The sequence below is a fragment of the Glaciecola punicea ACAM 611 genome (genome assembly GCF_000252165.1).
Lineage (GTDB): Bacteria > Pseudomonadota > Gammaproteobacteria > Enterobacterales > Alteromonadaceae > Glaciecola > Glaciecola punicea.
On record NZ_BAET01000006.1, the window covers coordinates 127,882 to 148,913 of the forward strand.

The window sequence follows — 21,032 nt, forward strand, 5'->3', positions numbered from 1 at the left end:
TCGTGTAGTTAGATTTGATGTTACACAGCATAATGAATAGCGCATGACTAAATAAGTGTCGTTTGTCATATTATAAATCATGACTTTTGGCCTATACTGCACACAGGCGCTAAGGTGATAAGCTACAGAAAATTCGATGTGAAGAGTAACCTATGGAAATTTTAAAAATGTCTGCGGAAAGAATTTCAGCGACAGTGACTTGGCTGGTTGTTACCAGCTTTAGTCTTTGGATTATGTGGACATCGCAAAAGTTTAGCCTATTTCATATTACGTTTGCATTGGTGCTATGCATTATCTACTTTGCCATTTATATCCGCGTAGCGAGTGAGCACGAGCCCCAAAAGCCATTTTTTCAAAGAAGCACCTTAGCCATCACCCTCTATTTTTTAATAATAGGCATTTATTTCGTTATTCCCGTGTTCTTCATCGCTATTTTTATGGTAATTTTTAGCGCTGTAACGCGCTATTTTATGACCTTTCGACAAGCCATTTTGATATCGCCTATATTAGCCCTGCCCCTGTTTTTCGTATTCACATTTTATTGGGGACAAAGTACGGTAATCGTTAATACTCTGCTATTTTGGACATTCAACATATTTGCACTAGTAATGGTAGACACCGGGCTGCGAGAGCGCGAGGCTCGTCTGCAGGCCGAACTGACCACCAGAGAGCTCAAAGCCACTCAGTCTTTATTAAATGAAGCGGTAAAGCAAGGTGAACGCATGCGTATTGCGCGCAATATCCACGATTTATTAGGACACCACCTAACCGCGTTAACGATTAATCTGCAGGTAGCATCACGAAAATCCGAAGGCGACGTAAAAAATTCAATAGAGCAATGCCACCAACTAGCGCGGCTATTGCTTAGCGACGTGCGTGAAGCGGTAAGTGATATTCGCGATAAAGGTAAGCTTGATTTAGAGACCAGCATTCGCAGCATGCTGGAAAAACTACCCAAACTGTCGATGAATTTACATATTGATCAGAACATTCAAATTGACGATATTCAAATTGCAGACGCTATTATAAAAACGGTACAAGAAAGCATTACTAACACACTCAAACATGCGCATGGTGACAGCATTTCTATTAAACTCGCTTATTCTGAATTAACAAATGATTCAGTTAATCAATATAAACAGATTCAATTAGACATTAGCAACGACGGCAAAATGCCTAACAGTATTTATGAAGGCAACGGTTTACGCGGTATTAGAGAAAGGCTCGCAGCATTAAAAGGCAAAGTAGACTTTAAAGTACAAGCAGGTAAATTTTACACTCAATTACTCATTCCCATGAGTCAATATGATTAGGGTATTATTAGTAGACGACCAAACCCTCGTTCGCCATGGTATAAAAAGTCTGTTAGGACTTTCACCTTTCATAAACGTAGTGGGAGAGGCTGAAAATGGCGTCGCCGCCTTGGCATTTTTAGACCACAACAGCGCGCTAGTCGACGTAGTGCTTATGGATATAAGAATGCCAAAATTAAACGGTATTGAAGCGCTAATTGCCATGCGCGAAAAACAGATTAAGACTCCCGTCATTATGTTGACCACCTTTGATGATCACGAATCACTTATGCAGGCTATCAAATCGGGCGCCAAAGGCTACTTGCTTAAAGATGTGTCGCTTGAAACCTTAGTGCTGAGCATTGAAACCGTGCACAACGGTGACACCTTAATACAACCGGCTATCACTGAACGTCTTATTGCTGGTTTACAAGGCATAAAAGGTGAATTTGAATCTGCCAAGCTGCCTGAACCTTTGAGCAAAAGAGAAACCGAAATTTTGAGGCTAATGGCAGCGGGTTGCTCGAACAAAGAAATGGCCGATAGTTTATGTAAATCACAAGGCACCATAAAAAATCAGGTGTCGAGCATATTAAGCAAGCTTGGGGTTAGAGATCGCACGCGGGCGGTACTAAAGGCAATTGAGTTAGGGGTGATTTAAACGTCACTTTAAGCAGAGTTTACGATTGTTTATGTAGGACCTAATAATCTCCCTACTGTTTAATAACATCATAACATTTGTAAAAGTAGAGTTGGCCGCATAAGCCGGGTTCTGTAGACTTCTTTCAAAGAATGACAATCATTCGTCTAGGCTATTAATCGCTTAATAGCTCAAGCAACCTACCCGTTCCCAACGCGGGCCGCGCCATAAGGGAACCTATTTGGTCTTGCTCCGAGTGGAGTTTACCTCGCCATATACTGTTGCCAGCAATGCGGTGCGCTCTTACCGCACCCTTTCACCCTTACCTGAGCCACTTACGCGGTGCAGGCGGTCTTCTCTCTGCTGCACTTGTCGTCGGCTCGCGCCGCCCAGACGTTATCTGGCACCCTGCCCTGTGGAGCCCGGACTTTCCTCCCCTAATAGTCAATAATTTTCATTACCGGCTACTCGCAGCGATTGTCTGGCCAACTCTGGGCGAGAGTATAAACTATGTGTCGAATAGGATATATATAAATTGCTACTTTTATAGAGCTTACTCGACACCTTGATGTCACACATTCGCGTTGTGATACACATTTTGCACGTCATCGCAGTCGTTCAGCATATCCATAAACTTTTCAAACATAGGCATGTCTTTTTCGCTAATATCTTTTGTATCTTGCGGAACCCACGAGATTTCCTCAACATCAAACTCAATATCTGGAAAACTTTCAAAGAGTGACGTCTTGGCTTTAAAAAATTCAGTATCAGGCACAAACACAGTCACTTTTCCGTCATCTACCTCTACGTCGGTCACATCTACATCGGCTTCCATGAGCGCTTCTAGAATGACCTCATCGTCGTCACCGTCAAATCCAAATATGGCGAGATGGTCGAACATAAACGCAGATGAATTTTGAGCGCCTAACTTACTGTCGGTTTTAGTGAAGCAGTTACGCACGTCGGTAATGGTGCGGTTTGCGTTGTCGGTTAAACAGTCTACTATTACCATACAACCACCTGGACCGAAACCTTCATAGCGCGCAGGCACAAAGTCTTCACCTGCTCCACCAACGGCTTTTTCAATTGCTTTATCAATGACATGGCCTGGAACTTGGTCTTTTTTAGCTCTTTCTATAAGCCTGCGAAGTGACAGATTTGCGTCTGGATCGGGGCCGCCACTTTTGGCGACAACATAAATTTCTTTCCCATATTTCGAATAAACTTTTGTTTTTGCCCCTTGGGTTTTCGCCATAGACAATTTTCTTACTTCAAATTTTCTTCCCATAAATAATTCTTCGCTGTTTTATGTTTTTATGATGTTTTTATGATGCTTTTAATAGCTTTGATAGAAAAGCTATCACGATAATATTATATAATGTTAAAGGTAGTGTAGTTAATTTATGCGCAAATTACGGTTACTGACTATAAATGCAATTGAGTTTTCGATACGGTTTTTAGACTGTCAGCCTCAGCGCACATTAGCTTAACGCAGGCCTAAAACAAATGAGCCTGCGATAAATATTCGCGTGACTGCATCTCTTGCAAACGACTTAGGCAACGCTGAAATTCGAAGCTTAAACGGCCATTTTTATACAATTCTTGCATATCGACTTCAGCTGATATAATTAGCTTCACTTTGCGATCATAGAATTCATCTACCATAGCAATGAAGCGACGTGCGATGTCGTCGTTAGTCTCATCCATTTGCATCACATTGGCTAACAGCACTGTTTTATATTGTCGACTGATACTAATGTAATCAGTTTGGCTTCTGGGACCATCACATAGTGCCATAAATTCAAACATAATAACGCCCTCGGCCTTTTTCATCGCCGGTATTTTGCGCCCTTCAATGTCTATCGCTACGTTAACATCATACTTATCGGCGCTTAGCTGCTCGAAATAATCGTTGAGGTTTGCTTGTGCCTGTTTATCCAAGGGAAAATGATAAATTTCAGCCTGCTCTAACGTTCGCATACGATAATCATTGCCGCTATCTACATTAACCACTCTTGTATGTTGTTTAATTAAATCAATAGCGGGTAAAAAACGTGCACGCTGCAGGCCGTTTTTATACAAACCTGAAGGTTCAATATTAGAAGTTGCTACCAGTACTATCCCGTGAGAAAAAAGTTCTTGAATCAAAGTACCTAAAATCATTGCGTCGGTAATATCGGATACAAAAAATTCGTCAAAACAAATTATACGTGTTTCATTCGCTAGCTTTTTAGCAATGATCTTAAGAGGATCTTGCTGCTTGTCTAAGCGTGTTAACTCTTGATGCACTCTTTGCATAAAGCGATGAAAATGTACCCGCATTTTATTGTCAAAAGGTAAGCATTCGTAGAAAGTGTCAACTAAATACGTTTTTCCACGCCCCACACCACCCCAGAAATAGATGCCTTGAATAGTCGGCTTTGTCATACTGCGGCCAAAGGTCGCTTTTAAGGTAACACGCCATTTCCGTTTCTTTTTAAGTTGAGTAAGCTCATCATATAGTCGCTGCAGTTCTTTAACTGCATTTTCTTGTGTTTCGTCATACTGAAAATTTATAAAAGATAAGTCGTCTTGGTACTTTTCCCAAGGGGTCATTCATGCGCCTTTTTGTTAGCATAATCCATTCTTCCCTAATTATACAAGGCTAGTGCTTATTTGAATAGCTGTGTGCAAAGCATTGACGAAGATTAAGTTTGAGCACACCCATAAATTTACGTAAATAAGCATAAATAGCGCTTGCAACTCGCGCCACTATAGTAAAAGATCTAACAAATATTTTTATTTTTGGAATTTTACATGGACCTTCTCGCATTATTTATTGGCATTGCTGTTGGCTTAGTTGTGGGTTTTACAGTTGCTTGGCTATGGGCTAATTCACTTTCTAAAGCTAAAAGTTCTGCTTCTCAGTCGACTGAATCTGAGTTGAAAACGATGCTTACTCAGCAGGCCAGAAATCACTTAGAAGCTAGTCGTGTTTCTATTCAAACGCTTGAGTCTGAACTTAATCGTTTACTGGCTAGCGTAAAGGAATATGAGCAATCGTTAACTATTAATAACGATGATTTTTCAAAAAGCACATTTTTCGGTGAACACACCGCTATGTTCTTACGTAATACAGAAGGTAAGCCAAATAAAATTACAGTGACTGAGTCAAGTAAAAATCAGCCTAGGGATTTTGCCAACAGTGGTTCAGGGGTATTTGTGGGGTCACCTGCAACGCAAACAGCTAAGAAGGGGGAGAAATCATCCAATTAGCTTGAGATGTGAACTAATGCCCCTAAATTAGGGTCTGTACTAGGTAGTAAAATCCAAGGTATTTAAATTTAGGAGCATATTCATACATGAAACAAGCTATCCGCCAAGCTGCTTTTGTACTTCTGACTGCAGCTTTTGTTGCTGCAACTTCCGCAACTGCTTTAGCAGGCATTCCATTTTTTTCTAAAGATGAACTACCTTCTTTGGCGCCCATGCTAGAAGGTACAACACCAGCCATAGTCAGTATAGCAGTTAAAGGCACCCAGCCAACCAGGCAGCAAGTTCCCGAAATGTTTAGGTATTTCTTTGGCGCACCTAATAATCAAGCACAAGAGCGACCTTTCCGAGGGTTAGGCTCGGGGGTAATTATTGATGCAAGCAAAGGCTACATTGTGACTAATAATCATGTGGTAGACAACGCGGATGAAATTTTAGTGAAACTCACCGATGGGCGTGAGCTAGTCGCGACTAAATTAGGCGCTGATGAGCAAAGCGATATCGCGCTGCTGCAAATAGACGCGGAGCGCTTAAACGAGCTTAAAGTTGCAGACTCAAACAACCTTCGCGTGGGTGATTTTGTCGTTGCTATAGGCAACCCTTTTGGTCTTAGCCAAACGGTAACCTCTGGCATTGTGAGTGCTTTAGGTCGCTCAGGCTTGAACATTGGTGGTTACGAAGACTTCATTCAAACCGATGCTGCAATTAACAGAGGTAACTCCGGCGGCGCTTTAGTTAATTTACGCGGCGAGTTAGTTGGCATAAACACCGCTATTTTTGGTCCAAACGGTGGTAACGTTGGCATAGGATTTGCCATTCCTAGCAATATGATGCAAAGCCTGGTTGATCAAATAATTGAGTTTGGAGAAGTAAGACGAGGCCTGCTGGGTATTGTTGGTCGCGATGTTGATGCAGGTTTAGCCGAAGCATTCAATTCTCAAGTAAATATTGGTGCGTTTGTTAACGAAGTAGCGCCTGGCACTGCCGCGGAAAAAGCAGGCTTACAAGCAGGTGACATCATCTCCGAAATTAATGGCAACAGCCTATCAGGCTTTAACGAACTACGGGCAAAAATAGCCAGCTTAGGTGCTGGTGCAGAAGTAGAGCTGACAGTCATTCGCGCTGGTAAAACGCAGAAAGTAGACGTGGTACTAGACGCCGCTGCCGCCGCTCTAGCTGAAGCTAAAGAGGTACACCCAGCACTAGAAGGTGCAACTTTAAGCAATGGTAAAGACAGCGACGGTAAAGACGCAGTCATTATAGATGAAGTAGCTGAGAGTTCGCCCGCAGCGGGAATAGGCTTACGTGAAGACGATATTATTGTAGGCGTCAACCGTAACCGGGTCGATAATATTAGCGAGCTGACAGAGCGGATCGCAGATAAAAAAGATGTAATAGCACTGAATGTTAAGCGCGGTAATAGTAATTTGTACATTGTGATACGCTAAGATACTACGTCTAGTCGACTTAAATTTGTGCGTGTAAAAGTCCATCAATACTGATATGCCTTTTTTATTTCCACCTGAAAACACGCTACTTATTAAGCCTTTACAAGCAGTTTAGAAAACGGACAAGTGTAAAGACTATGCTTAAACACATGAATTTGCTATAATTTGGCCAGTTGAGCAGGTGATTGTCACCGTTTTTGGATTGTAAATGCTATGTCTTTGTTCCCTCGGTTTTTGCTAGCGTTACTAAAACCTATCATTCTTGGTGTGGTAGTCGCCGCTTTACTACTGTTTCTTTTTCCTGAGTTTCGGCAAGGGGAAGGTTTAAAATTAAACTGGTTAAATCAAGAGCGCAACGTCCCGCAACGTTTAAGCTATTACGACGCACTCGCCATCAGCGCCCCTGCCGTTGTTAACATATATAGCGTTAGTCTAGAGAATTCAAACCGATTATTTAGAAGCCGCCCGATAGAAAGAACAAATTTAGGCTCGGGCGTCATAATGCGTGAAGACGGCTACTTATTAACGTGTTATCACGTGATCAGAAACGCTGATAGTATTTATGTAAGCATTCAAGACGGACGTTTTTTACCCGCTCAGTTAGTCGGTTTTGACGAGATTACCGATTTAGCTGTATTGCGAATATTTGAACAAAATTTACCGGTAATACCCCAAGTAGAAGAGCCCAACTTACGTGTAGGCGATGTTGTTATGGCCATCGGCAACCCTCTAGATTTGGGCCAAACAGTCACCTCTGGCATTGTGAGTCGCTTAGGTCGCAATGGCCTTGCTAATTACTTTGACCGCATACAAACCGACGCTGTGCTTAACCCCGGTAATTCAGGCGGTGCGCTTATCGATTCAAATGGATTCTTAGTCGGCATTACCAATGCTAATTTCAAAACACTCGACAGTCGCCGCAGGGTACAGGATGTGAACGGTGTTAACTTTGCGCTGCCCTACCCATTAGCCAAGCGCGTAATGGACGAAATTATTGATAATGGTAGAGTACGCAGAGGACAGTTAGGTTTTAGTGGTAACGGATATGACAACCGTGGGATTTTGGTCGAAAGCGTAGTGCCTAATGGCCCAGCCGCAGAAGCGGGTTTACGGGTGAATGACTTGTTGTTGTCAGTGAATGGGGAAGACACAATTGATTTGTCAAAAACCTTAGACCTAATCGCAGGCACTCGCCCTGGGGCTCAGCTAGAACTTGTTGTGAGTCGCAATGACGAGCTTATTACCATGACCGTTACGGTGGGTGAGTTAAATCCCGACATGGTGTTCAACAGCTGAGAGCCTAAACGTCAAGACGGCTACTGCTAGTTTTACGCTTGAGCATTATAAGATCTTCACAATCGGTATGCTTATTTAACGCTCACACGCTCTATATGCGCGCCTAGTCCGCCTAATTTGGCTTCAATTGCCTCGTAGCCTCTATCAAGATGATAAATTCTATCAACAATAGTTTCACCCTCAGCTACTAAACCCGCAATAATTAAACTTGCTGACGCACGTAAATCAGTTGCCATTACTTGTGCGCCCTTAAGTTTAGAAGAGCCTTGAGTGACTGCATTATTACCTTCTAACTCAATTTGTGCGCCCATTCTGTGCAATTCAGGCACATGCATGAAGCGGTTTTCAAAAATTGTCTCAGTAATAACACCATTACCAACTGCGACTGCGTTTAAGGTTACAAATTGGGCTTGCATGTCAGTGGGAAAACCTGGGTGAGGCATCGTTTTAAGACTGACCGCTTTCGGCGCTTTACCTTTCATGTCTAGGCTTATCCAGTCAGGCCCAGTTTTAATTACCGCACCGGCTTGTTCTAGTTTGCTAAGCACGGCATCGAGTGTAGCAGGCGCTGCTTTTTCGCAGCGAATAGAACCTCTCGTTACCGCCGCTGCAACTAAGAAAGTACCTGTTTCGATGCGGTCAGGCAAAATATCGTATGTGCATCCGTTCAGCGTTTCGACACCGTCGATAATAACCTTATCCGTACCGGCGCCGCGCACTTTTCCACCCATGGCATTAATACAATTAGCCAAATCGACAATTTCAGGCTCTCGTGCTGCGTTTTCAAGTATCGTTTGGCCTTGGGCAAGAGATGCTGCCATCATTAAGTTTTCCGTGGCACCTACGCTTACCATATCCATAAAAATTCGCGCGCCTTGCAACCTGCCATTAACAGAAGCTCTTACATACCCCTCTTCAACGTCGACCTTAGCACCCATTTTTTCAAGACCGCTAAGATGAAGATTCACGGGACGAGCCCCAATAGCGCAGCCACCAGGCAGCGATACATTTGCTCTACCATACTTAGCAAGCAGTGGACCTAGTACCAGAATCGAAGCACGCATGGTGCGCACTAGCTCATAAGACGCGGTGACACTGTCAAGTTCACTGGCATCAATTTCAAGCGAGTTTGCGCTTATTTGATTTACTTTAGCGCCAAAATCTCTGAGCAATAAAATAGTGGTCGTAATGTCGCGAAGGTTGGGCACATTAGTAAAGGTACAAGCACTGTTGGCAAGCAAACTAGATATAAGTACCGGGAGCGCTGCGTTTTTTGCCCCCGATATGGTGACAGTGCCATGTAAAGGAGGACTTTTTTTAATTATTAGTTTATCCACGGTGAAATCCTAATTAAATAACTTTTCGCGCTGCCACTGAGCGGTACCGAATGTTTTTATGGAGACTGCGTGAATGGTGCCCTGTGAAATAAGCTCGGATAAAGGGGCATATACAAACTGCTGCCTTTTAACACGACTCATGTCTTCAAACCGATCGTCAATCGCAATAATTTGAAAGTGAGTGCCTTCACTCTTCACCTTCACTTCTTGTAAGCTCAAAACGCTTGTTAGCATTTGCGCAATTTCTTCGTTAGTCATAATCTTCCTAAATTAATATTGTAAACGATAACACTCAGATATTTAAAAGGATTCTATCGCGTTAAGATTGTGTTAGCGCCACTCAATTGCGCAAGATTAAGGAGTTTATCAGGAACGTTTGCAAAGCTCACATTTACTTTGTTTACTTTTGCGTCTTTTACCACATTAATTAGCCATGCTAGTCCCGCTGTGTCTGCGCGCGCTACTTGCGCTAAATCTATTTTCAGATTGCCTTCACCCACAAGTTCCTGCTTGTCCTTATCGGCAAGGGTTGACCAATAGTCGTGCACGAGGACTGTTTGGTCTAACTCTCCGCTTATCAATAAACAGGCAGTATCGTTGTTAGTAGAGGGTAAACTCAGTGTCATTTTCACTCTGTTTTTTCACCCTCGTTCAAAGATGCTTTTTCTTCAGTTTTCGCTTCACCATTGTTCAACACGATAGGTCGTCTAATATTTTCGCGCATAAGCTCAATAACTTTCGTGATCCCCTCTTTGCGCAATATACTTTCAAACTCAGACTGTTTACTAGACAAAAGACTTATGCCCTCAGCAATCATGTCATATGCTTGCCAGTTGCCGCTTCTAGGATCTTTTCGTACCTTAAACGCAACTTTTATGTCGGGACGATCATCGTCTTTAATCACGGCGCGTACCGTAACATCACCGCGATCACCGAAATCTCTGGGGGGATCAAATTCAACCGCCTGATCGTCATAGTAGCCCATTGCAACAGCGTAGGTAGTTATTAGGTACTCGCGAAAAACCGACACAAACTCAAATAACTCTTTCTTTTCAACTTGCCGAGCATATTTGCCAAGCACTTTAAATGCAGAAAAGCGGTGGTCTATATATGGCATCAATTCTTCTTCCATAATAGTACGCAGGTTTTCAGGATCTTGCTTAATCTGTTCTTGCTCTCGTTTTATGCGTGCGAATGTATTTGATCCAGCGTGCTCTATCATTAGATAAGGGTCGTCTTGCGCCACCATAATCTTTTCTACAGATACTAACTGAGCCGATGGATTCACCGGATTAGCTAAAGAAGTGTTAGCAACAACAGCACCAGAGGTGGTAAACATCACAAGCGCCGATAACAAAGTAAGAGAGCGCAAAGCAATTGTCGCATTAGTAAGAGTTTTCAATTATTCGCTTCCTTGTTTAAACAGTATCTGGCCAATTAGATCTTCAAGTATGAGTGCAGACTTAGTATCGAAAACTTCTTCACCTTCTGTCAAATATGGACAATTATTTAAGCTAGTAGTTTCACACACCTTGTCCTCTTCTATTCTGGCCAAGTCTTCTGGAAAAATGAAACCCGGTAACAAGCCAATAAATTGCTCGCCTAAAAGCCCCGATGTTAGAATAGACAAGCTGCTCGTGTCAGGGAAAGTGTTGGCATACTCGGTTGATATTTGTAGTTCAACAATAGGCACCAAATCCGTTTTGTGCAAATAAATGCGCTCGACGCGGCCAACCACAACACCGCCCACTTTAACTGAAGAGCGTGGTTTTAAGCCGCCAATATTGTCAAAACGGGCCTTGACAGTGAAGGTCTCACTGTTGCCGGCCATTCCTTGGTTGACAACCCTTAAAGCCAATAACATTGTCGCTGCAATAGCAAGTGCAACAAACAAGCCTACTAAAGTTTCTGTTTTTCTTGTGGTCATTGATAATCCTAGCTAAATGCCGAACATTAAAGCGGTTAATATAAAATCTAATCCAAGTATTGCGAGTGACGAATACACAACGGTTTGCGTGGTAGCCTGACTAATACCTTCGGAGGTTGGGATGCAAGAATATCCTTTATAAAGCGCAATCCACACAATAACCAAGGCAAAAACTGCACTTTTTATTATGCCGTTTACCACATCTTTATCCCATTCCACGGTTGCCTGCATGATTGACCAATAACTACCAGCGTCAACACCAAGCCAGTCAACCCCTACTAAATGGCCGCCTAAAATACCAATCGCTGAGAATATAAGCGTTAGCATAGGTAAACTAATAATTCCCGCCCAAAAGCGCGGCGATACCACGCGACGAAGCGGATCAATTGCCATCATCTCTAGCGAACTGAGTTGTTCTGTTGCTTTCATCAATCCAATTTCGGCGGTTAGCGCTGAACCCGCTCTACCCGCGAATAAAAGTGCCGTAACCACAGGCCCAAGCTCCCTTAAGATTGACAGCGCAACCATGGGGCCTAAGCTTCCCTCAGCGCCATAGTTAACAAGTATCGTATAACCCTGCAGCGCCATTACCATGCCGATAAACAATCCTGACACCATAACAATAAGCAAGGACTGCACGCCAACAATGTAAATTTGGGAAATGGTTAGGCGTATATTCTTCCATTGCGGAAAAGCAAACAAGGCGCCATAAAGCATGATAGACGCGGCACCAACCCCGTTAACACGATTAAGCGTTGACTTACCTAACCCTGAAAAATAATTAACTAAAAAATTCACGCTGAGTCTCCTACCAAGTCGGCTTCAACGGGGCTAGCAGGAAAATGAAATGGCACAGGGCCATCGGCGTCCCCTCGCAAAAACTGTTGAACTAAAGGTGAATCAGAGTTTTTTATTTGCTCAGGCGTACCTGCACCTATAATCGTTTTATTCGCCATAATATAGGCATAATCAGCAATACCCAATACTTCTTTCACATCGTGCGTAACCACGATGGAAGTAAGATCTAATGCTTTATTCAAGGCTTTTATTAGTTTGACTAGCACGCCCATTGAAATGGGATCTTGTCCAGCGAAGGGTTCGTCATACATTATGAGTTCTGGATCAAGCGCAATTGCACGCGCTAAGGCAGCTCGCCTTGCCATTCCGCCCGATAATTCATTAGGCAGCAATTGCGCCGCACCACGCAAACCTACCGCTTCTAATTTAAGCTTAACAAGCGTTTCTATAATAGACTCGTCGAGTTTAGTGTGTTCGCGAAGTGGGTAGGCTACATTGTCAAAAACCGACATATTGGTGAATAAGGCACCACTTTGAAACAGCATGCTCATTTTTCGGCGCATTTCATACAAACGATTGCGTGAGACTTTATGCACGTCGTCGCCTTGAAAGATTATACTGCCGCGATTTGGGGTTAACTGCCCACCAATGAGCTTCAATAAAGTCGTTTTACCAATCCCACTGGGCCCCATAATGGCCGTAATTTTACCACGCTCAACCGACAAAGAAATGTCTTTGTAAATTTCGCGTTCGCCCCGATAGAACTGCATATCGGTAATTGAAACTATATTTTCAGACATCCGAACTTTTTTAAAACTCCATTGTTTTCTAATCTTTATTTTACGCTTTTACTTTGGCTGTTATCATTAAGAATAGTTCATACATACATGCACGAATATGTTAATTTCAAAGCACATTGCGCCAGCTTAATAGAACACCTTATTAGGCTTAGCTGGTCGAGGTGAATTAGGCGTTTTTGAACAATTACAACTGCCTATAAAAATGCAGACCCCGAAGATGTTGGGTTAGTTTACCGCTTTTCAAGCTTGTTAGCGTGTGAAATACGTAACAAAACGTATATATTATCGATATAGCATATTTATTTCTATTTTTTTGTGATTTTCTAGCCTGAAATCGCTACACTTTACGTAAGCTACTCTACACATTAATAAAAGAAGAATTCAGCAGTGATTGTTAATTTCGTGATATTCGTTCTAGGGCTTTTAGTCCTTAGTTGGAGCGCCGACCGGTTTGTTTACGGCGCCTCCGCCCTTGCTAAAAACATAGGCGTCGCCCCTATGATGATTGGCCTAACTATTGTAGCAATGGGTTCTTCTGCGCCTGAAATTATGGTCGCTGCAACCGCGTCTTTCGCAGGCAACACCAATACTGCAGTGGGCAATTCAATCGGCTCAAATATTACCAACATCGCGTTGGTGCTTGGCATAACGGCACTTATCAAGCCACTAGTAGTGTCGTCTACCACACTAAAACGCGAGTTGCCCATCATGCTTGTGATCACTTTAATTGGTGTTTATTTTCTTGCCGACAGTGAATTGTCTAGGATTGAAGGTATTGTGTTAATTACGCTTTTTGTATTAGTCATTGCAGGGATGGCAGTTCTTTCTTTTACTGTAGAAAAAAACGACCCATTAGTGGCCGAAGCAGGAACCGATGTACCGAGTGACGTAGCCATGAGCACCGCTATATTTTGGGTAGCGGTAGGGCTAATCTTACTGCCTACAAGCGCTCACTTTTTAGTCGATTCAGCGGTGGTTATTGCTAAACACTTCGGCATAAGCGATTTAGTAATAGGACTCACTATCATCGCTATAGGAACAAGTTTACCCGAACTTGCTGCATGCGTAGCAAGCGTACTAAAAGGCGAAGACGACCTTGCTCTGGGGAACATTATTGGCTCCAACATTTTCAACTTACTGGCCGTGCTCGCCATGCCTGGGCTAATCGCACCGGGGGTAATAGATGAAAGTGTTGCTAACCGAGATTCGCTGGTAATGCTAGGCTTGTCTATTCTTTTATTCGTTTTTTGCTTTAATTTGCGCGGCTCTCGGCGAATAAACCGCTTTGAAGCTGCCACTTTTCTTGTGATTTTTATCGGCTATCAATACATTCTTTTTGCATGAAATATTTATGTGAATAGAGGTATATCATTTAACACTACAACTGCATAGTGGCTAATATATGACTTACTTACAATCTGCGCACCGTACGTTTAACAATCAAATTGAGGCGCTTTCGCATTTGAAAGAAAGCCTCGATGAAAATTTCACCCTTGCCTGCGATATTTTAATGCAGTGCAAAGGTAAAGTGGTGGTGTCGGGCATGGGAAAATCTGGGCATATTGGCAACAAAATGGCGGCCACTTTTGCAAGCACTGGCACCCCGTCTTTTTTTATGCATCCAGGTGAGGCTAACCACGGCGACTTTGGTATGCTGGGCAAAGATGATGTAGTGATTGCAATATCAAATTCGGGCGAAACCCATGAACTAGTGGGACTACTACCTTCTATCAAACGCATTCAAGTACCTATAATTGCTATTACCAATAATGGCGACAGCAGTTTAGCCAAGTTTGCCGACGTAGTGCTAGCCCTTGGCGTACAAACAGAAGCTTGCTCCTTAGGCTTGGCGCCCACGACTAGCACTACCTCTACCTTGGTGCTAGGTGATGCATTAGCGATTTCCTTGCTGGAGGCAAAAGGCTTTACCGCACAAGATTTCGCCTTTTCTCATCCAGGCGGTGCTTTAGGCAAGCGTTTATTACTTACCGTTGCCGATGTTATGGTAAACGGTTACGCCGTGCCCACCACACCAGTAACTGCCACTGTCAAGCAGGCTTTATTAGACATTTCATCCAAAGGTTTAGGCGTGACTGCAATTGTCGATGAAAACAACATCTTGGTAGGAATATTCAGCGACGGTGATTTACGCAGGGCTTTAGATAAGCGCATCGACATTCATGAAACATCGGTAAGCAAGGTAATGACTATTGGCGGTGTCAGTACATCAGCCAGTTTACTGGCGGTAGATGCGGTGAACTTAATGCAAAATAATCGCATTAACGCCTTGTTTGTGTTGAACGATGAAAAGCAGCCCACCGGCGCACTTAGTATGTACATGCTGTTAAAAGCAGGAGTTGTCTGATGCCCAATATACACCCCGATATAAACTCCGATGTGAAGTCCAATACACAAACCTTATATCAAACCGTATCAAATGATTTCTTTGAGCAATGTAAACAAGTGAAGTTGGTCGTGTTTGATGTAGACGGTGTCTTTAGTGACGGTCAAATTTACCTAGGTAACAACAATGAAGAATTTAAAGCTTTCAACACTAAAGACGGTTACGGTGTAAAAGCACTGGCAAAATGTGGCATTAGCGTGGGCATTATTACCGGCAGAAAATCGGCCATTGTTGAGCAACGAATGCGCTCCTTGAATGTCCATTACTTACTGCAAGGGCGTGAAGATAAGTACGCAGCATTGACTGAACTTATGCAGTTAAGCGACTATCAAAGCCATCAAGTTGCCAGCGTAGGCGATGACATGCCTGATATAGGCATGTTTACTTTAAGTGCGATTAAAATAGCTGTGCAAGACGCGCACCCTTTAGTGAAAAAACAAGCCAATCACATCACCACACTCGGTGGCGGCAAAGGTGCAGTGCGTGAAGTCTGTGACCTTTTTTTACAAGCAAACAACCTACTTAGCACCATACATGGTGCTAGTATATGAATCGTATCAGCTGGAGCATAGCACTAGTTTTTACCATAGTACTGGTGCTGTATGTACCCATTTTATTCGAAGAAGAAGAGCAGCTAACAACAGATGATAGTAATCTTGAGCTTATTCCTAACTACCAAGCTGTAAACTTAAATAGTAAATCATTTGATAAGGAAGGAAGACTAAGCCATCAGGTTGCCGCTACAAAAATGGACCACTACGAGGCACTCGGTTTCGCGGTGTTCCAAAACCCTGTCTATACACTATATTTAGACGACGGACAGCCATGGCAGGTAACAGCAGGCGAAGGCACGATTTACAGCAACAACAGAATTCAATTAGAGAATAATGTCAAGATTGTGAATTTACGATCTCAAGAGTATATTAAGGAAATAAGAACTGAATATATTGAAATTAATATAGTAGACAAAACCTTGAGCTCAGATCAAAAAGTTACTATAAGCGGCCTTAATTTTGAGCTTAAAAGCATAGGTATCTTTGGCAATTTAACGACACAACAATATGAGTTTAAAGAACATGTACAAACCGAATTTAATCCAGTGCGCTAAACAAATTTTGGCATTTGCATTGTTAGGTATGCTTCTAAGCTTTGGTTTTTCGGCGAATGGTACGCAAACACCAGACCTAGACCAACTGCCCGATGCAGCCGAAATAGCGACGTTGGGCAGTGAAGGCAGCAATATTGAGAACGATTTTTTATTACCGGTAACGGCAAGTTCAAGAGAGCAATCTTTGGACGGTAAAAAGATGACTTCTATTTTTAAGGACAGCGTTGTTATTAAGCAAGGTAGCCTCGAAATTTTAGCGGATCAAGTCATCGCCGATGCGACCGCAGGAAAAGGAAAAGAAATTATTACTGCAAGGGGTAAACCAGCTAGTTACCAACAAAAACTAGAGGATGGTTCGATTGTGATTGCCAGTGCAAATGAAATTCAATACAACGTTGAGTTTCAAACTATTTTATTAAAAGGTAATGCATCAATCAAACAAAAAGATGTTCAGGTTAACGGCGACTCCATTGCATTTGACATGGCTAAACAACAGATTATGGCGTCGACCGACGCTAACAGCGATGCTACCGTCACTACCGTGTTAAGCCCAGGCGCATTTTCTTCTGATGAAAAAGCGGATGAAGCAGAAAAAAAACGCGAGGATCAACCGTGAGAAGTACCCTATACGCCAAAAATTTAGCCAAGTCGTATAAATCCCGACAAGTAGTCCGCGACGTCAGTATCGAGGTTTCTACCGGCCAAATAGTAGGTTTATTAGGACCTAATGGCGCAGGCAAAACGACCACTTTCTATATGATAGTAGGTCTGGTTCCCTTAGACAAAGGCGGCATTTTTATAGATCAAGTTGACTTAAGTTTTCAGCCCATGCACGAGCGAGCTAGACAAGGCATTGGATATTTGCCCCAAGAAGCCTCAATATTTCGAAAACTCACCGTTTATGAGAATCTGATGGCAATACTGCAAACGCGTAAGGATATATCGAACGATCAGCGCGAACAAATAGCCGACGAACTACTTGACGATTTTAACATTAACCATATACGCAATAGCCTTGGAATGAGCCTGTCAGGGGGCGAAAGGCGGCGCGTCGAAATAGCTCGCGCCCTATCTGCAAACCCAAAGTTCATTTTGCTTGATGAGCCCTTTGCTGGTGTTGATCCAATATCGGTTAATGATATTAAAAAAATTATTTACCAGCTTAAAGAACGTGGTATCGGGGTATTAATCACCGACCACAACGTAAAAGACACCTTAGACGTATGTGAGAAAGCCTATATTGTAAGTCACGGCGAGTTAATAGCGGCGGGCACTTCGCAAGAAGTACTTGCTAATCAGACAGTAAAAGATGTTTATTTAGGCGAGCAATTCTCCTTGTAAAGGCCCCGTAAAACGCTACTATGCAGGCAGGGCGTTGTTAATAATAATTGCAGTTACCTAAAAATATTAGTGGAAACCGCGTTTCTTATATCGGAGATATTAAAGTCGTCTATGCACATACATCGCATTAAATTAGTGGAAGGACGTTAATGAAACCTTCGTTACAGCTTAAGTTTAGTCAGCAGCTCACAATGACGCCTCAACTACAGCAAGCGATTAAACTACTGCAGTTGTCAACGCTTGACCTACAACAAGAAATCCAAGAAGCACTTGAATCAAACCCCTTGCTCGAAATGGCTGAGCATGACCAAGACAACGCCTCACTTGACGACAACCAAACGCTTGACTCTCGCACCGACAAAGAACAAGCGTCGATTAGTGCTGAGGCGACTAACAACAACGATACCGGCATGGCAAACGGCGATACTGACGTACCCGACACCATGGACACTCACGATGCGCTTGAAAATAGAAATCTTCCAGATGACCTACCGCTTGATCACTCGTGGGAGGAATATTTAGGGTCTACCTCAGCACCATCGCGCATGACCGGGTCAAATCCTGACGACGACTATGTTTTTCAAGGCGAAACCACCGAATCAATCCAAGGCCATTTAATGTGGCAGGTAGAGCTTACCCACTTCAGTGACAACGACATATCTATCGCCATTGCAATTATCGACTCAATTGATGAGTCGGGTTACTTGACCGTTAGCAGTGATGAAATATTAGACAGCTTAGACAACGAAGATATAGATTTAGACGAAGTTGAGTGTGTGCTCAAACGCATTCAGATGTTTGACCCTGTTGGCTCAGGTTCACGTTCAGTTAAAGAGTGCTTGCTAGTGCAACTGCTACAATTTAGTGATGACACCCCGTGGTTAAATCAAGCGCGCAATATAATTGAAGAGCACTCCGATTTACTGGCAAGCAAAGATTATCGAACCTTAATGCGTAAGACACGCCTTAAAGAGGACCAACTGCGTGAGGTAATGCGCTTATTAAAAACACTGAACCCACGCCCTGGCAGTTGCATATCAACGGTTGAACCAGAGTACATTGTACCCGACGTAAACGTGTACAAAAAGAAAGGTGTGTGGACTGTTGAACTAAATAACGAGGCCTTGCCCGCGCTTACTGTGAATGAAACTTACGCAAAGCTATCGAAATCGACGAAAAATCCGAACGATTCGCAATATATAAAGTCTCATTTACAAGAAGCAAAATGGTTTATTAAAAGCTTAGAGAGCCGCAATGAAACCTTGCTAAAAGTCTCTCATTGTATTGTTGCTAAGCAGCGAGAGTTTTTCGAGCAAGGTCCAGAGAAGATGCAGCCCATGGTACTAAATGATGTTGCTGAAATGGTAGACATGCATGAATCAACGATTTCGCGCGTGACCACGCAGAAATATATGCATACGCCTCGTGGTATTTTTGAACTGAAATATTTTTTCTCGTCGCACGTATCCACAGATTCTGGTGAGAATTGCTCTTCTACCGCCATCCGTGCTTTTATTAAAAAGTTGGTTGCCGTGGAGCCTGCTCATAAACCCTTAAGTGATAGTAAGATTGCGCAGATGCTCGCCGATCAAGGCATTAATGTTGCTAGGCGGACAATTGCAAAATACCGAGAATCGTTACACATTCCGCCTTCGAATCAACGTAAGAGCCTTGTCTAAGGCTAAACATTAGAGGATTAAAATTATGCAAATAAACCTGACCGGTCATCACGTCGAAATAACAGAATCGCTACGTAACTATGTCAACACAAAGTTTGAAAAATTAGAGCGCCACTTCGACCACATCAGCAACGTGCACGTTATCCTTAACATTGAAAAACTCAAACAAAAAGCAGAAGCAACTTTGCATTTACAAGGAGGTGAAGTTTTTGCAAACTCACAGCATACAGATATGTATGCTGCAATAGACGGTCTTATTGATAAGCTTGACCGACAGGTTATAAAACATAAAGAAAAACTCAAACGTCACTAAGCCACTCATGATAATTAACGACATAATTTCACTGGACCGCACTCAATGCGCGGTTCAGTGCAACAGTAAAAAACGGATTTTCGAAATAATTTCCGAAATGGCCGTTGCGCAATCTCCTGAATTAGACCAAATTGAAGTATTAGCTAGCTTGCTAGCCCGCGAAAAAATGGGCAGCACCGGCATAGGTCACGGCATTGCCATACCACATGGTAAAATTAAGGGCTTAAACAATATGATTGCGGTCATCATAACCACTAATCAGCCAATCGATTTTGATGCTATTGACAGTAAACCCGTTGATATTTTCTTTACAATACTTGTACCCGAAGAGCAAACTGATAAGCACCTGCAAGCTTTATCAGGCATTGCCAAAAAACTCAGTAATAAAGACACCGTAAAAACAATCAGGAAAGCGACCACCAAAAACGAATTAGTAGCCGCGCTTATATAAGTGCTTAAACGCAATTCCTAAAGGGCAACATATGAAACTTCTCATTATTAGTGGGCGTTCAGGTTCAGGCAAGTCCATTGCACTTCGCTCATTAGAAGACCTTGGCTATTATTGTGTCGATAATATTCCAGTGTCGCTGCTGCCTACCTTGACCCATACAATTGTAGAGCAGCACGAATTAGTAGCGGTTAGCATAGACGTACGTAATATGCCAAAATCTGAAAACGAAATTAACGAATTGCTAGAATATTTACCCGAATTTTGGGAAATCACGATAATCTTCCTGGATGCCAGCGACGATGTCCTATTAAAACGCTATAGCGAAACGCGTCGCCTGCACCCTCTTTTCAAGCGCAGTAACTCACTTGTAGATGCCATAGACGAAGAACGCGCAATACTAGTGCCCGTGGCCGAAAGAGCCGATCTGCATATAAATACTGACAAACTTACGGTGCACGATTTAGCCGAACTTATTCGTGAAAGGGTACTGGGTAAAAAAAGCTCTGATCTGGTGATTGTATTTGAATCTTTTGGCTTTAAATATGGCATCCCTAAAGACGCAGATTATGTGTTTGATGTGCGGTTTTTACCCAACCCCCACTGGGATCCTGATTTACGCCCAATGAATGGCTTAGATGGTCCCGTTGAGTTATTCTTATCGGGTCAGCCTTTGGTGATGAAAGTTATTTGGCAAGTTCAGAATCTCATCACAACTTGGCTGCCGCATTTGGAGCGTAACAACCGCTCCTACGTCACAATAGCCATTGGCTGCACTGGCGGGCAACACCGGTCAGTTTATGTTGCGCAATCCTTAGCAGAAGCGTTTAAAAGTAGTCACGGTGACGTACAGGTTAAACACCGTGAAATTGGCATATCAAAGCCGCTACGCAAACCCACTTCAAGTAGTAGTGTAGAGCCAAACATAAACGTGCAAAACGAGTCATAA

Annotated in this window: 24 protein-coding genes and 1 other RNA gene; 15 read left to right on the top strand and 10 right to left on the bottom strand. The window is 42.8% G+C overall.

Going from position 1 to position 21,032, the window contains the following annotated elements:
• The first annotated feature begins 152 nt into the window (after positions 1 to 152).
• Together GPUN_RS02195 and GPUN_RS02200 are read left to right on the top strand one after the other, a co-directional pair.
• Positions 153 to 1,313 (top strand): sensor histidine kinase, encoded by a 1,161-nt coding sequence (locus tag GPUN_RS02195; RefSeq protein ID WP_006002989.1) that lies wholly within the window; start codon positions 153 to 155, stop codon positions 1,311 to 1,313.
• Positions 1,306 to 1,953 carry a response regulator gene (locus GPUN_RS02200; RefSeq protein WP_006002990.1) on the top strand — a complete coding sequence of 216 codons (648 nt, stop codon included), beginning with the start codon at positions 1,306 to 1,308 and terminating at the stop codon, positions 1,951 to 1,953. Before GPUN_RS02195 ends, GPUN_RS02200 begins: the two co-directional genes overlap by 8 nt.
• An 83-nt stretch (positions 1,954 to 2,036) precedes the next feature.
• On the opposite strand, the gene rnpB is transcribed toward GPUN_RS02200, so the two are convergent.
• The 3 genes from rnpB to zapE form a co-directional block, all read right to left on the bottom strand.
• Positions 2,037 to 2,425: RNase P RNA component class A (rnpB, locus tag GPUN_RS13585), an RNA gene on the bottom strand.
• A gap of 78 nt (positions 2,426 to 2,503) precedes the next feature.
• On the bottom strand, positions 2,504 to 3,220 hold the full coding sequence (locus tag GPUN_RS02205) for a YebC/PmpR family DNA-binding transcriptional regulator (RefSeq protein ID WP_006002991.1): 717 nt from the start codon (positions 3,218 to 3,220) through the stop codon (positions 2,504 to 2,506).
• 209 nt (positions 3,221 to 3,429) lie between these two features.
• Positions 3,430 to 4,527, bottom strand: coding sequence for a cell division protein ZapE (gene zapE, locus GPUN_RS02210; protein WP_006002992.1), 1,098 nt, complete (start codon positions 4,525 to 4,527; stop codon positions 3,430 to 3,432).
• A gap of 201 nt (positions 4,528 to 4,728) precedes the next feature.
• Here zapE and GPUN_RS02215 point away from each other — a divergent pair, with 201 nt between their 5' ends.
• The 3 genes from GPUN_RS02215 to GPUN_RS02225 all read left to right on the top strand — a co-directional run bounded on the left by GPUN_RS02215 (position 4,729) and on the right by GPUN_RS02225 (position 7,928).
• Positions 4,729 to 5,187 (top strand): ZapG family protein, encoded by a 459-nt coding sequence (locus tag GPUN_RS02215; protein WP_006002997.1) that lies wholly within the window; start codon positions 4,729 to 4,731, stop codon positions 5,185 to 5,187.
• 86 nt (positions 5,188 to 5,273) lie between these two features.
• On the top strand, positions 5,274 to 6,632 hold the full coding sequence (locus tag GPUN_RS02220) for a DegQ family serine endoprotease (RefSeq protein WP_006002999.1): 1,359 nt from the start codon (positions 5,274 to 5,276) through the stop codon (positions 6,630 to 6,632).
• A gap of 213 nt (positions 6,633 to 6,845) precedes the next feature.
• Positions 6,846 to 7,928: a trypsin-like peptidase domain-containing protein gene (locus GPUN_RS02225; RefSeq protein WP_006003001.1), complete on the top strand. Its 1,083-nt coding sequence runs from the start codon at positions 6,846 to 6,848 to the stop codon at positions 7,926 to 7,928.
• Positions 7,929 to 7,999: 71 nt separating this feature from the next.
• Here the strand turns inward: GPUN_RS02225 and murA are convergent, their stop codons facing one another.
• From murA to GPUN_RS02260, 7 genes are read right to left on the bottom strand one after another with little or no spacing between them, the layout of a single operon-like run.
• Positions 8,000 to 9,265 carry a UDP-N-acetylglucosamine 1-carboxyvinyltransferase gene (murA, locus tag GPUN_RS02230; RefSeq protein ID WP_006003003.1) on the bottom strand — a complete coding sequence of 422 codons (1,266 nt, stop codon included), beginning with the start codon at positions 9,263 to 9,265 and terminating at the stop codon, positions 8,000 to 8,002.
• A 9-nt stretch (positions 9,266 to 9,274) separates the two neighbouring features.
• On the bottom strand, positions 9,275 to 9,523 hold the full coding sequence (locus GPUN_RS02235; RefSeq protein ID WP_006003005.1) for a BolA family protein: 249 nt from the start codon (positions 9,521 to 9,523) through the stop codon (positions 9,275 to 9,277).
• Between the two features lie 53 nt (positions 9,524 to 9,576).
• A complete protein-coding gene (locus tag GPUN_RS02240) occupies positions 9,577 to 9,891 on the bottom strand; it encodes an STAS domain-containing protein (RefSeq protein WP_006003007.1) in 315 nt (104 codons plus the stop codon).
• A gap of 2 nt (positions 9,892 to 9,893) precedes the next feature.
• The gene (locus GPUN_RS02245; protein ID WP_006003008.1) at positions 9,894 to 10,667 is read right to left on the bottom strand and encodes an MlaC/ttg2D family ABC transporter substrate-binding protein; all 774 of its coding nucleotides are present in this window, start codon (positions 10,665 to 10,667) and stop codon (positions 9,894 to 9,896) included.
• Complete coding sequence (gene mlaD / locus GPUN_RS02250) at positions 10,668 to 11,192, bottom strand: outer membrane lipid asymmetry maintenance protein MlaD (protein WP_006003011.1); 525 nt, start codon at positions 11,190 to 11,192, stop codon at positions 10,668 to 10,670.
• A 12-nt stretch (positions 11,193 to 11,204) separates the two neighbouring features.
• Positions 11,205 to 11,990 (bottom strand): lipid asymmetry maintenance ABC transporter permease subunit MlaE, encoded by a 786-nt coding sequence (gene mlaE, locus GPUN_RS02255; protein WP_006003013.1) that lies wholly within the window; start codon positions 11,988 to 11,990, stop codon positions 11,205 to 11,207.
• Entirely contained in the window at positions 11,987 to 12,790 is an 804-nt protein-coding gene (locus GPUN_RS02260) for an ATP-binding cassette domain-containing protein (protein WP_006003015.1), read from the bottom strand. The genes mlaE and GPUN_RS02260 overlap by 4 nt, the downstream gene beginning before the upstream one ends.
• A gap of 387 nt (positions 12,791 to 13,177) precedes the next feature.
• Here GPUN_RS02260 and GPUN_RS02265 point away from each other — a divergent pair, with 387 nt between their 5' ends.
• From GPUN_RS02265 to rapZ, 10 genes are all read left to right on the top strand, one after another.
• On the top strand, positions 13,178 to 14,134 hold the full coding sequence (locus GPUN_RS02265; RefSeq protein ID WP_040520026.1) for a calcium/sodium antiporter: 957 nt from the start codon (positions 13,178 to 13,180) through the stop codon (positions 14,132 to 14,134).
• Positions 14,135 to 14,192: 58 nt separating this feature from the next.
• Entirely contained in the window at positions 14,193 to 15,155 is a 963-nt protein-coding gene (locus GPUN_RS02270; RefSeq protein ID WP_006003018.1) for a KpsF/GutQ family sugar-phosphate isomerase, read from the top strand.
• Positions 15,155 to 15,745 (top strand): 3-deoxy-manno-octulosonate-8-phosphatase KdsC, encoded by a 591-nt coding sequence (gene kdsC, locus GPUN_RS02275; protein ID WP_006003019.1) that lies wholly within the window; start codon positions 15,155 to 15,157, stop codon positions 15,743 to 15,745. The genes GPUN_RS02270 and kdsC overlap by 1 nt, the downstream gene beginning before the upstream one ends.
• Entirely contained in the window at positions 15,742 to 16,302 is a 561-nt protein-coding gene (lptC, locus tag GPUN_RS02280; protein ID WP_006003020.1) for an LPS export ABC transporter periplasmic protein LptC, read from the top strand. The genes kdsC and lptC overlap by 4 nt, the downstream gene beginning before the upstream one ends.
• Positions 16,256 to 16,918 carry a lipopolysaccharide transport periplasmic protein LptA gene (gene lptA, locus GPUN_RS02285; protein ID WP_081483882.1) on the top strand — a complete coding sequence of 221 codons (663 nt, stop codon included), beginning with the start codon at positions 16,256 to 16,258 and terminating at the stop codon, positions 16,916 to 16,918. Before lptC ends, lptA begins: the two co-directional genes overlap by 47 nt.
• The gene (gene lptB / locus GPUN_RS02290) at positions 16,915 to 17,643 is read left to right on the top strand and encodes an LPS export ABC transporter ATP-binding protein (protein ID WP_006003022.1); all 729 of its coding nucleotides are present in this window, start codon (positions 16,915 to 16,917) and stop codon (positions 17,641 to 17,643) included. Before lptA ends, lptB begins: the two co-directional genes overlap by 4 nt.
• A gap of 149 nt (positions 17,644 to 17,792) precedes the next feature.
• A complete protein-coding gene (locus GPUN_RS02295) occupies positions 17,793 to 19,322 on the top strand; it encodes an RNA polymerase factor sigma-54 (protein WP_006003023.1) in 1,530 nt (509 codons plus the stop codon).
• 25 nt (positions 19,323 to 19,347) lie between these two features.
• The gene (gene hpf / locus GPUN_RS02300) at positions 19,348 to 19,635 is read left to right on the top strand and encodes a ribosome hibernation promoting factor (RefSeq protein WP_006003024.1); all 288 of its coding nucleotides are present in this window, start codon (positions 19,348 to 19,350) and stop codon (positions 19,633 to 19,635) included.
• A gap of 7 nt (positions 19,636 to 19,642) precedes the next feature.
• Positions 19,643 to 20,086 (top strand): PTS IIA-like nitrogen regulatory protein PtsN, encoded by a 444-nt coding sequence (gene ptsN, locus GPUN_RS02305; RefSeq protein ID WP_040520029.1) that lies wholly within the window; start codon positions 19,643 to 19,645, stop codon positions 20,084 to 20,086.
• A 31-nt stretch (positions 20,087 to 20,117) separates the two neighbouring features.
• Positions 20,118 to 21,032: an RNase adapter RapZ gene (rapZ, locus tag GPUN_RS02310; protein ID WP_006003026.1), complete on the top strand. Its 915-nt coding sequence runs from the start codon at positions 20,118 to 20,120 to the stop codon at positions 21,030 to 21,032.